Here is an 11810-nt window from a genome sequence, read left to right as displayed (position 1 = left end):
TTGTCAGCTTCACTCGTTCAATCAGTCACGTACTGAAGTACGCTCCTTCATTCACTCGATTGCTTCCTAGAACTGCTCGTGTCTTGAAACCTTTTAATGTTATTAAGCCTATAAAAAAACTTAAAAAATAAATGTGTTTGTTACTATTTCAATGTCGTTTTATCCAGTTTTCAAAGAACAAGTTTGGTGGAGCCTAGCGGGATCGAACCGCTGACCTCCTGCGTGCAAGGCAGGCGCTCTCCCAGCTGAGCTAAGGCCCCAAGAGGTATATATGGTGGGCCTAAATGGACTCGAACCATCGACCTCACGCTTATCAGGCGTGCGCTCTAACCAGCTGAGCTATAGGCCCTCTTGGAAGTTTTATATTATTAATAAACCTTCAAAACTGAACGCAAAACGTAATCTTACAAACCCAAGGTTTGTATTCCGAAAATATCCTTAGAAAGGAGGTGATCCAGCCGCACCTTCCGATACGGCTACCTTGTTACGACTTCACCCCAATCATCTATCCCACCTTCGGCGGCTGGCTCCAAAAGGTTACCTCACCGACTTCGGGTGTTACAAACTCTCGTGGTGTGACGGGCGGTGTGTACAAGGCCCGGGAACGTATTCACCGCGGCATGCTGATCCGCGATTACTAGCGATTCCGGCTTCATGTAGGCGAGTTGCAGCCTACAATCCGAACTGAGAACGACTTTATCGGATTAGCTCCCTCTCGCGAGTTGGCAACCGTTTGTATCGTCCATTGTAGCACGTGTGTAGCCCAGGTCATAAGGGGCATGATGATTTGACGTCATCCCCACCTTCCTCCGGTTTGTCACCGGCAGTCACCTTAGAGTGCCCAACTAAATGATGGCAACTAAGATCAAGGGTTGCGCTCGTTGCGGGACTTAACCCAACATCTCACGACACGAGCTGACGACAACCATGCACCACCTGTCACCGTTGCCCCCGAAGGGGAAACTATATCTCTACAGTGGTCAACGGGATGTCAAGACCTGGTAAGGTTCTTCGCGTTGCTTCGAATTAAACCACATGCTCCACCGCTTGTGCGGGCCCCCGTCAATTCCTTTGAGTTTCAGTCTTGCGACCGTACTCCCCAGGCGGAGTGCTTAATGCGTTAGCTGCAGCACTAAGGGGCGGAAACCCCCTAACACTTAGCACTCATCGTTTACGGCGTGGACTACCAGGGTATCTAATCCTGTTTGCTCCCCACGCTTTCGCGCCTCAGTGTCAGTTACAGACCAGATAGTCGCCTTCGCCACTGGTGTTCCTCCAAATCTCTACGCATTTCACCGCTACACTTGGAATTCCACTATCCTCTTCTGCACTCAAGTCTCCCAGTTTCCAATGACCCTCCACGGTTGAGCCGTGGGCTTTCACATCAGACTTAAGAAACCACCTGCGCGCGCTTTACGCCCAATAATTCCGGACAACGCTTGCCACCTACGTATTACCGCGGCTGCTGGCACGTAGTTAGCCGTGGCTTTCTAATAAGGTACCGTCAAGGTACAGCCAGTTACTACTGTACTTGTTCTTCCCTTACAACAGAGTTTTACGAACCGAAATCCTTCTTCACTCACGCGGCGTTGCTCCATCAGGCTTTCGCCCATTGTGGAAGATTCCCTACTGCTGCCTCCCGTAGGAGTCTGGGCCGTGTCTCAGTCCCAGTGTGGCCGATCACCCTCTCAGGTCGGCTACGCATCGTCGCCTTGGTGAGCCGTTACCTCACCAACTAGCTAATGCGCCGCGGGCCCATCCTATAGCGACAGCCGAAACCGTCTTTCAGTGTTTCACCATGAGGTGAAACAGATTATTCGGTATTAGCCCCGGTTTCCCGGAGTTATCCCAAACTATAAGGTAGGTTGCCCACGTGTTACTCACCCGTCCGCCGCTAACGTCGAAGGAGCAAGCTCCTTCTCTGTTCGCTCGACTTGCATGTATTAGGCACGCCGCCAGCGTTCGTCCTGAGCCAGGATCAAACTCTCCATAAAAAGAAATTTGATTAGCTCAAATTGTTTTGCTGGCATCAATATTGATGTCCAAAATTTTGTTTTGTTCACTAGCTAAGCTAGCTACTGAAAACTTTATTGATTACGTTTTGCTTGTTCAGTTTTCAAGGTTCATTTAGTTAAATAAGTTGAATGGTGGAGCCTAGCGGGATCGAACCGCTGACCTCCTGCGTGCAAGGCAGGCGCTCTCCCAGCTGAGCTAAGGCCCCATGTTTTTTGGAAATGGTCGGGAAGACAGGATTCGAACCTGCGACCCCTTGGTCCCAAACCAAGTGCTCTACCAAGCTGAGCTACTTCCCGTTCGTTTTATGGCGCGCCCGACAGGAGTCGAACCCATAACCTTCTGATCCGTAGTCAGACGCTCTATCCAATTGAGCTACGGGCGCATATAAAATGGTGCCGAGGACCGGAATCGAACCGGTACGGTAGTCACCTACCGCAGGATTTTAAGTCCTGTGCGTCTGCCAGTTCCGCCACCCCGGCACATTTGGAGCGGAAGACGAGGTTCGAACTCGCGACCCCCACCTTGGCAAGGTGGTGTTCTACCACTGAACTACTTCCGCATGTGCATAAGTTTTTTTATCTGGCATATTTAAAAAATGGTGCGGGTGAAGGGAGTCGAACCCCCACGCCTTGCGGCGCTAGATCCTAAGTCTAGTGCGTCTGCCAATTCCGCCACACCCGCTTAATATGGTTGGTACTTATAAATGGTGAGCCATGAAGGACTCGAACCTTCGACCCTCTGATTAAAAGTCAGATGCTCTACCAACTGAGCTAATGGCTCGTCTAAAATGGTGCCGGCTATAGGAATCGAACCCACGACCTACTGATTACAAGTCAGTTGCTCTACCTGCTGAGCTAAACCGGCAAATGGTGGAGGATGACGGGCTCGAACCGCCGACCCTCTGCTTGTAAGGCAGATGCTCTCCCAGCTGAGCTAATCCTCCTGGGTATTATGCCTAGCGACGTCCTACTCTCACAGGGGGAATCCCCCAACTACCATCGGCGCTAAAGAGCTTAACTTCCGTGTTCGGTATGGGAACGGGTGTGACCTCTTTGCCATCATCACTAGACTTATTCAAAAGACAAGATTTATTATAACATATGTAGTTATAAAATGCAAGTTTTTTAAAAACTTTTTTATTCTTTCAAAACTGGATAAACGGTTCATTGAAGGTTTCAAACTTTTTGGTTAAGTCCTCGATCGATTAGTATTCGTCAGCTCCATGTGTCACCACACTTCCACCTCGAACCTATCTACCTCATCGTCTTTGAGGGATCTTACTTACTTGCGTAATGGGAAATCTCATCTTGAGGGGGGCTTCATGCTTAGATGCTTTCAGCACTTATCCCGTCCACACATAGCTACCCAGCGATGCCTTTGGCAAGACAACTGGTACACCAGCGGTGTGTCCATCCCGGTCCTCTCGTACTAAGGACAGCTCCTCTCAAATTTCCTACGCCCACGACGGATAGGGACCGAACTGTCTCACGACGTTCTGAACCCAGCTCGCGTACCGCTTTAATGGGCGAACAGCCCAACCCTTGGGACCGACTACAGCCCCAGGATGCGATGAGCCGACATCGAGGTGCCAAACCTCCCCGTCGATGTGGACTCTTGGGGGAGATAAGCCTGTTATCCCCGGGGTAGCTTTTATCCGTTGAGCGATGGCCCTTCCATGCGGAACCACCGGATCACTAAGCCCGTCTTTCGACCCTGCTCGACTTGTAGGTCTCGCAGTCAAGCTCCCTTGTGCCTTTACACTCTACGAATGATTTCCAACCATTCTGAGGGAACCTTTGGGCGCCTCCGTTACCTTTTAGGAGGCGACCGCCCCAGTCAAACTGTCCGCCTGACACTGTCTCCTGCCCCGCTAAGGGGCATGGGTTAGAATTTCAATACAACCAGGGTAGTATCCCACCGACGCCTCCTTCGAAGCTGGCGCTCCGAGATCTCTGGCTCCTACCTATCCTGTACAAGTTGTACCAAAATTCAATATCAGGCTACAGTAAAGCTCCACGGGGTCTTTCCGTCCTGTCGCGGGTAACCTGCATCTTCACAGGTACTATAATTTCACCGAGTCTCTCGTTGAGACAGTGCCCAGATCGTTACGCCTTTCGTGCGGGTCGGAACTTACCCGACAAGGAATTTCGCTACCTTAGGACCGTTATAGTTACGGCCGCCGTTTACTGGGGCTTCAATTCGCAGCTTCGCTTGCGCTAACCACTCCTCTTAACCTTCCAGCACCGGGCAGGCGTCAGCCCCTATACGTCACCTTACGGTTTTGCAGAGACCTGTGTTTTTGCTAAACAGTCGCCTGGGCCTATTCACTGCGGCTCTCATGCGCTTGCACGCTCAAGAGCACCCCTTCTCCCGAAGTTACGGGGTCATTTTGCCGAGTTCCTTAACGAGAGTTCTCTCGCACACCTTAGGATTCTCTCCTCGACTACCTGTGTCGGTTTGCGGTACGGGCACCTCTCACCTCGATAGAGGCTTTTCTTGGCAGTGTGAAATCAGGAACTTCGTCCATACGGACTCGCCATCACAGCTCAACGTTACAGTGTGCGGATTTGCCTACACACACGCCTTACTGCTTGGACGCGCATAACCAACAGCGCGCTTACCCTATCCTACTGCGTCCCCCCATTTCTCAAACGGTGAGGAGGTGGTACAGGAATATCAACCTGTTGTCCATCGCCTACGCCTATCGGCCTCGGCTTAGGTCCCGACTAACCCTGAGCGGACGAGCCTTCCTCAGGAAACCTTAGTCATACGGTGGACGGGATTCTCACCCGTCTTTCGCTACTCATACCGGCATTCTCACTTCTAAGCGCTCCACCAGTCCTTCCGGTCTGACTTCAACGCACTTAGAACGCTCTCCTACCACTGACATCGTAGATGTCAATCCACAGCTTCGGTGAATCGTTTAGCCCCGATACATTTTCGGCGCAGCGTCACTCGACCAGTGAGCTATTACGCACTCTTTAAATGATGGCTGCTTCTAAGCCAACATCCTGGTTGTCTGTGCAACGCCACATCCTTTTCCACTTAACGATTACTTTGGGACCTTAGCTGGTGGTCTGGGCTGTTTCCCTTTTGACTACGGATCTTATCACTCGCAGTCTGACTCCCGTGTATAAATATCTGGCATTCGGAGTTTGTCTGAATTCGGTAAACCGGGATGGCCCCCTAGTCCAAACAGTGCTCTACCTCCAGTATTCTCATCACGAGGCTAGCCCTAAAGCTATTTCGGAGAGAACCAGCTATCTCCAAGTTCGATTGGAATTTCTCCGCTACCCACACCTCATCCCCGCACTTTTCAACGTGCGTGGGTTCGGGCCTCCAGTAAGTGTTACCTTACCTTCACCCTGGACATGGGTAGATCACCTGGTTTCGGGTCTACGACCACGTACTATTTCGCCCTATTCAGACTCGCTTTCGCTGCGGCTCCGCCTTCTAAAGCTTAACCTCGCACGTAATCGTAACTCGCCGGTTCATTCTACAAAAGGCACGCTATCACCCATTAACGGGCTCTAACTACTTGTAGGCACACGGTTTCAGGATCTCTTTCACTCCCCTTCCGGGGTGCTTTTCACCTTTCCCTCACGGTACTGGTTCACTATCGGTCACTAGGTAGTATTTAGCCTTGGGAGATGGTCCTCCCGGATTCCGACGGAATTTCACGTGTTCCGCCGTACTCAGGATCCACTCAGGAGGGAACGAACTTTCGACTACAGGGCTTTTACCTGCTCTGGCGGACCTTTCCAAGTCGCTTCATCTAACTCGCTCTTTTGTAACTCCGTATTGAGTGTCCTACAACCCCAAGAGGCAAGCCTCTTGGTTTGGGCTCTTCCCGTTTCGCTCGCCGCTACTCAGGGAATCGATTTTTCTTTCTCTTCCTCCAGGTACTTAGATGTTTCAGTTCCCTGGGTCTGCCTTCAAGACGCTATGTATTCACGTCAAGATACTACGCGATTAAACGTAGTGGGTTCCCCCATTCGGAAATCTCCGGATCAAAGCTCACTTACAGCTCCCCGAAGCATATCGGTGTTAGTGCCGTCCTTCTTCGGCTCCTAGTGCCAAGGCATTCGCCGTGCGCCCTTAATAACTTAACCTATCAGTTTTCAATACACATCGCATTTCGTTGTCAGCTTCACTCGTTCAATCAGTCACGTACTGAAGTACGCTCCTTCATTCACTCGATTGCTTCCTAGAACTGCTCGTGTCTTGAAACCTTTTAATGTTATTAAGCCTATAAAAAAACTTAAAAAATAAATGTGTTTGTTACTATTTCAATGTCGTTTTATCCAGTTTTCAAAGAACAAGTTTTGAAGTATTTCATTCAGAAGAATGAACCTTCAAAACTGAACGCAAAACGTAATCTTACAAACCCAAGGTTTGTATTCCGAAAATATCCTTAGAAAGGAGGTGATCCAGCCGCACCTTCCGATACGGCTACCTTGTTACGACTTCACCCCAATCATCTATCCCACCTTCGGCGGCTGGCTCCAAAAGGTTACCTCACCGACTTCGGGTGTTACAAACTCTCGTGGTGTGACGGGCGGTGTGTACAAGGCCCGGGAACGTATTCACCGCGGCATGCTGATCCGCGATTACTAGCGATTCCGGCTTCATGTAGGCGAGTTGCAGCCTACAATCCGAACTGAGAACGACTTTATCGGATTAGCTCCCTCTCGCGAGTTGGCAACCGTTTGTATCGTCCATTGTAGCACGTGTGTAGCCCAGGTCATAAGGGGCATGATGATTTGACGTCATCCCCACCTTCCTCCGGTTTGTCACCGGCAGTCACCTTAGAGTGCCCAACTAAATGATGGCAACTAAGATCAAGGGTTGCGCTCGTTGCGGGACTTAACCCAACATCTCACGACACGAGCTGACGACAACCATGCACCACCTGTCACCGTTGCCCCCGAAGGGGAAACTATATCTCTACAGTGGTCAACGGGATGTCAAGACCTGGTAAGGTTCTTCGCGTTGCTTCGAATTAAACCACATGCTCCACCGCTTGTGCGGGCCCCCGTCAATTCCTTTGAGTTTCAGTCTTGCGACCGTACTCCCCAGGCGGAGTGCTTAATGCGTTAGCTGCAGCACTAAGGGGCGGAAACCCCCTAACACTTAGCACTCATCGTTTACGGCGTGGACTACCAGGGTATCTAATCCTGTTTGCTCCCCACGCTTTCGCGCCTCAGTGTCAGTTACAGACCAGATAGTCGCCTTCGCCACTGGTGTTCCTCCAAATCTCTACGCATTTCACCGCTACACTTGGAATTCCACTATCCTCTTCTGCACTCAAGTCTCCCAGTTTCCAATGACCCTCCACGGTTGAGCCGTGGGCTTTCACATCAGACTTAAGAAACCACCTGCGCGCGCTTTACGCCCAATAATTCCGGACAACGCTTGCCACCTACGTATTACCGCGGCTGCTGGCACGTAGTTAGCCGTGGCTTTCTAATAAGGTACCGTCAAGGTACAGCCAGTTACTACTGTACTTGTTCTTCCCTTACAACAGAGTTTTACGAACCGAAATCCTTCTTCACTCACGCGGCGTTGCTCCATCAGGCTTTCGCCCATTGTGGAAGATTCCCTACTGCTGCCTCCCGTAGGAGTCTGGGCCGTGTCTCAGTCCCAGTGTGGCCGATCACCCTCTCAGGTCGGCTACGCATCGTCGCCTTGGTGAGCCGTTACCTCACCAACTAGCTAATGCGCCGCGGGCCCATCCTATAGCGACAGCCGAAACCGTCTTTCAGTGTTTCACCATGAGGTGAAACAGATTATTCGGTATTAGCCCCGGTTTCCCGGAGTTATCCCAAACTATAAGGTAGGTTGCCCACGTGTTACTCACCCGTCCGCCGCTAACGTCGAAGGAGCAAGCTCCTTCTCTGTTCGCTCGACTTGCATGTATTAGGCACGCCGCCAGCGTTCGTCCTGAGCCAGGATCAAACTCTCCATAAAAGAAATTTGATTAGCTCAAATTGTTTTGCTGGCATCAATTTTGATGTCCAAAATTTTGCTTCGTTCACTAGCTAAGCTAGCTACTGAAAACTTTATTGATTACGTTTTGCTTGTTCAGTTTTCAAGGTTCATTTAGTTGCTACGTTTTTGATAGCAACTCTTAAATTATAATATACTCAGTTATCATTGTCAACAACTTTTTTCAAAAAGTTTTTCGTTTACAAGAGACAACTTTTAAATCTTACCACAACCACATTTCAGCGTCAACAACTTTTTCGTTTGTTGAATTTTTATGATGGTGTTGTTCTTACGTCGTTTTAACGACAAGTAATAATTTATCATGTTCGTAATTACTTCGCAAGTATTTTTTTCATAGAAAATGATATTATTGAAAAAACATGCATTAGTAAGCTATTTTCTACACTTATGAGAATGTAGATTTTATATCATTCTCTGTTCTAACTTAAATGATTTGTTTTACTATACATTGCTTTCTTTTAAAACTCAACAAATTAAAGACTAAAACATAGAAGCAGGAGTTAAAAGCATCTGCTTCATTTTCTCCTGCTTACTCAACTAAAAAACCTCATCGTTTGTTATTCAAGCTTCGCGCTACTACTTTAAGCCATCATCTTGTGGATCAACTATATTTAAACACCACAGGAAATTATCCCACGCGGAATACCAGCCACTAAAAATTTCAGAAGAATCATCCCAGCGAACATCAAACTTCTTATGTCCGTCTATCTCTACTAAATATAAAGTAAGATTCTCGTCTTTTTTGGCAACTACTAATTTCATTCCATGCTCAAGTTCTTCTTCTGTAAATGGAACATCCGATACAGAACGTAATTGAGCCTGTTCAAATACTTGTTTGTTAATAATTTTGTAATTCATTATATGCCCCCAATAAAAATACTTCTTTTTTATCTACTGTCGTTTATAAAAACATAGAACTATAAAAGTATAACCTAAATATAATCCACGTTTAAACAACTTAATTTTTTTAATACAAAAAAGAGGAGAATTGCCTTATCCAGCAAATTCTCCTCTTCATTCTATTCTTATCTTACTGTTAGAAAAGATGCTACGACTATTTAGTAATATGACGCATTGTCGGGAATAATAATACATCACGAATGGAAGGTGAGTTTGTTAATAGCATGATTAATCGGTCAATACCAATGCCTAGTCCACCTGTTGGAGGCATACCATATTCCAAAGCTTCAATGAAATCATTGTCCATTTCATGTGCCTCATCATTACCAGCTGCTTTCTCTGCTAATTGTGCTTCAAAGCGCTGACGTTGATCGATTGGGTCATTTAATTCTGTGAAGGCATTTGCATGCTCACGACGAACAATAAATAGCTCAAAGCGATCTGTGAAACGCTCGTCCTCTGGATTTTTCTTTGCAAGAGGCGAGATTTCCACTGGGTGCCCATATACAAATGTAGGTTGTACAAGTGTTTCTTCTATTTTTTGCTCAAAGAATTCATTAATAATATGACCTACTTCATGAACATCTTTCACTTCTACTCCATGTTCTTTAGCAAGAGCCTGAGCTTGCTCTTTTGTCATCGGCTGCCAGAAGTCTACACCAGTTGCTTCTTTTACGGCATCAACCATGTGAACTCGTCTCCAGCCCACTGCAAGGTTAATTTCATCTTCTCCATATTGAACTGTAGTCGTTCCAAGAACTTCTTGAGCAACGTGTGCTATAAGGTTTTCAGTAAGAGACATGATATCTTGATAGTCAGCGTATGCTTCATAGAGCTCAATCATTGTAAATTCAGGGTTATGTCGTGTCGAGATCCCTTCGTTTCGGAATACACGTCCAATCTCATAAACCTTTTCTAAACCACCCACAATTAAGCGTTTTAAATGCAGTTCGATTGCGATTCGCATATATAATTCCATATCAAGTGCATTATGATGAGTAATAAATGGACGAGCAGCCGCACCACCAGCAATTGTATGAAGCATTGGTGTTTCTACTTCTAAATATCCAGAGTTATCAAGATAGTTGCGGATAGCACGGATAATTTTAGAACGTGCTATAAATGTTAATTTGCTTTCTTCATTCGTCATAAGATCTAAGTAGCGTTGACGATAACGTTGCTCAACATCCTGTAAACCATGGAACTTCTCTGGCATAGGACGTAGCGCCTTTGTAAGGAATGTGAATTCCTCTGCCTTTACTGAGAGCTCGCCAACCTGTGTGCGGAATACATTCCCTCGGATACCTACGATATCTCCCAAATCAGCTTGTTTAAATAATTCATACGCTTCTTCACCTACATGGTCTTGACGAACGTAGATTTGAATTTGGCCACCCAAATCTTGAATATGTGCAAAGCCAGCTTTTCCTTTACCGCGCTTCGTCATTATACGACCCGCAATAATAACCTCTTGCAGATTTTCTTCTAGTTGCTCTTTTGTTTGATCTGCAAATTGTTCCTTTACTTCTGTTGACAAATGCGTACGTTCAAAACGGCTACCAAATGGATCTTGTCCGTTCTCTAATATAGTCGTCATTTTTTGGCGTCTCACCAAAAGCTGGTCATTTAATTCTTCTATGTTTGACACTTGTTTCACTCCTTAAATAAATAGCGTTTACGTCCATAATATTTCTATTGTACACAATTTTAATGCTGTAATCATCTGTTTCAGTTTATTTTCAATACAAGATAATATAATTAATAATTCTAAAAATTAAAGCGCGCAAAAAAAGCGTCTCTGTCAAAACTTGAGACGCTCACGGTATCTTTATCTTAAATAATTAATTCTTTTGCTTCAGGGATCATGAGATTGGACTCGGATTTTGCATACTCTTGAACAAGGCCATTTAATAACGCGCGAAGCTCTGCTGCCGTTTCTGTTTGGTTAATAGCGTTACGTGCTTTACCATTACCTCTAATTCCCTTCAAATACCAAGATGCATGCTTACGCATTTCACGAACTGCTATACCTTCTCCTTTTAATTGGAGCAGACGTTCAAAGTGAAGTAGACAGACGTCCATTTTTTCACGTACACTCGGTTCTTCCTTTAATTCACCAGTTTCTAGGTATTGAACTGTACGATAAATCATCCATGGGTTACCCAAAGCGGCACGACCAATCATCACTGCATCTACACCTGTAGTTTCTAGCATTCGTTTAGCGTCCTGCGGCGTTTCTACATCACCATTACCAAGAACAGGGATTTTCACATTTTCCTTTACCTGACGAATGATATCCCAATTCGCCTTCCCTTCGTACATTTGTACACGTGTACGACCATGAACCGCTACCGCTGACGCACCAGCACGTTCAACAGCCTGGGCATTTTCAATAGCGAAGATATGCTCATCATCCCAACCAATTCGCATTTTTACGCTAATAGGCTTTTTCACTGCATCCACCACAGCGGCTACCATTTCATACACTTTATTAGGATCTAAAAGCAAGCGAGCTCCCGCTTCACATTTAATGATTTTATTAACAGGGCACCCCATATTGATATCTATAATATCAGCGGATGTATTTTGATCTACATACTTAGCGGCCTCTACTAATGTTTCTTTATCTCCACCAAAAATTTGTAGTGACAGAGGATTTTCACGTTCATCGATATAAAGCATACCTAATGTTTTTTCGTTTTTTTGAACAATGCCCTTATCACTAATCATTTCAGCATATACAAGCCCTGCTCCGAACTCCTTAACGGTTAATCGGAAAGCAGAATTACAAATCCCTGCCATTGGAGCTAATACAACACGGTTGTCCATGACAATATCGCCAATTTGAAAGGGCTTCTCTGTTGTTTGACTCAACGTTGTCTTCC

General features: G+C 46.5%; 3 protein-coding genes, 11 tRNA genes and 4 rRNA genes. All 18 read right to left on the bottom strand.

Features of this window, described 5'->3' with window-relative positions; translation table 11 throughout:
• Positions 1 to 184: 184 nt before the first annotated feature.
• Positions 185 to 260 (bottom strand) — tRNA-Ala (locus tag MKX57_RS00620).
• A gap of 12 nt (positions 261 to 272) precedes the next feature.
• Positions 273 to 349 (bottom strand) — tRNA-Ile (locus tag MKX57_RS00615).
• 93 nt (positions 350 to 442) lie between these two features.
• Positions 443 to 1994: ribosomal RNA gene (locus MKX57_RS00610) — 16S ribosomal RNA — on the bottom strand.
• Between the two features lie 151 nt (positions 1995 to 2145).
• Positions 2146 to 2221, bottom strand: a tRNA-Ala gene (locus MKX57_RS00605).
• Positions 2222 to 2235: 14 nt separating this feature from the next.
• Positions 2236 to 2312 (bottom strand) — tRNA-Pro (locus tag MKX57_RS00600).
• 9 nt (positions 2313 to 2321) lie between these two features.
• Positions 2322 to 2398 (bottom strand) — tRNA-Arg (locus MKX57_RS00595).
• 8 nt (positions 2399 to 2406) lie between these two features.
• Positions 2407 to 2495, bottom strand: a tRNA-Leu gene (locus MKX57_RS00590).
• A gap of 5 nt (positions 2496 to 2500) precedes the next feature.
• Positions 2501 to 2575: transfer RNA gene (locus MKX57_RS00585), tRNA-Gly, on the bottom strand.
• A gap of 37 nt (positions 2576 to 2612) precedes the next feature.
• Positions 2613 to 2697 (bottom strand) — tRNA-Leu (locus tag MKX57_RS00580).
• 23 nt (positions 2698 to 2720) lie between these two features.
• A tRNA-Lys gene (locus tag MKX57_RS00575) sits at positions 2721 to 2796 on the bottom strand.
• An 8-nt stretch (positions 2797 to 2804) separates the two neighbouring features.
• A tRNA-Thr gene (locus MKX57_RS00570) sits at positions 2805 to 2880 on the bottom strand.
• 3 nt (positions 2881 to 2883) lie between these two features.
• A tRNA-Val gene (locus MKX57_RS00565) sits at positions 2884 to 2959 on the bottom strand.
• A gap of 10 nt (positions 2960 to 2969) precedes the next feature.
• Positions 2970 to 3085: ribosomal RNA gene (rrf, locus tag MKX57_RS00560) — 5S ribosomal RNA — on the bottom strand.
• 115 nt (positions 3086 to 3200) lie between these two features.
• Positions 3201 to 6128 (bottom strand): 23S ribosomal RNA (locus MKX57_RS00555).
• A 306-nt stretch (positions 6129 to 6434) separates the two neighbouring features.
• A 16S ribosomal RNA gene (locus MKX57_RS00550) occupies positions 6435 to 7986 on the bottom strand.
• Together the 16S, 23S and 5S rRNA genes with 11 tRNA genes alongside form the textbook arrangement of a ribosomal RNA operon.
• A gap of 615 nt (positions 7987 to 8601) precedes the next feature.
• Positions 8602 to 8883, bottom strand: coding sequence for a hypothetical protein (locus MKX57_RS00545; RefSeq protein ID WP_008180315.1), 282 nt, complete (start codon positions 8881 to 8883; stop codon positions 8602 to 8604).
• A gap of 196 nt (positions 8884 to 9079) precedes the next feature.
• A complete protein-coding gene (lysS, locus tag MKX57_RS00540) occupies positions 9080 to 10582 on the bottom strand; it encodes a lysine--tRNA ligase (RefSeq protein WP_008180313.1) in 1503 nt (500 codons plus the stop codon).
• 176 nt (positions 10583 to 10758) lie between these two features.
• Positions 10759 to 11799, bottom strand: a complete 1041-nt coding sequence (gene dusB, locus MKX57_RS00535; protein ID WP_342550672.1) for a tRNA dihydrouridine synthase DusB — start codon at positions 11797 to 11799, stop codon at positions 10759 to 10761.
• Between the last annotated feature and the right edge of the window lie 11 nt (positions 11800 to 11810).

Source organism: Lysinibacillus sp. FSL M8-0216, from assembly GCF_038595555.1.
GTDB lineage: Bacteria > Bacillota > Bacilli > Bacillales_A > Planococcaceae > Lysinibacillus > Lysinibacillus fusiformis.
This window is presented reverse-complemented; position numbering and strand designations above follow the sequence as displayed.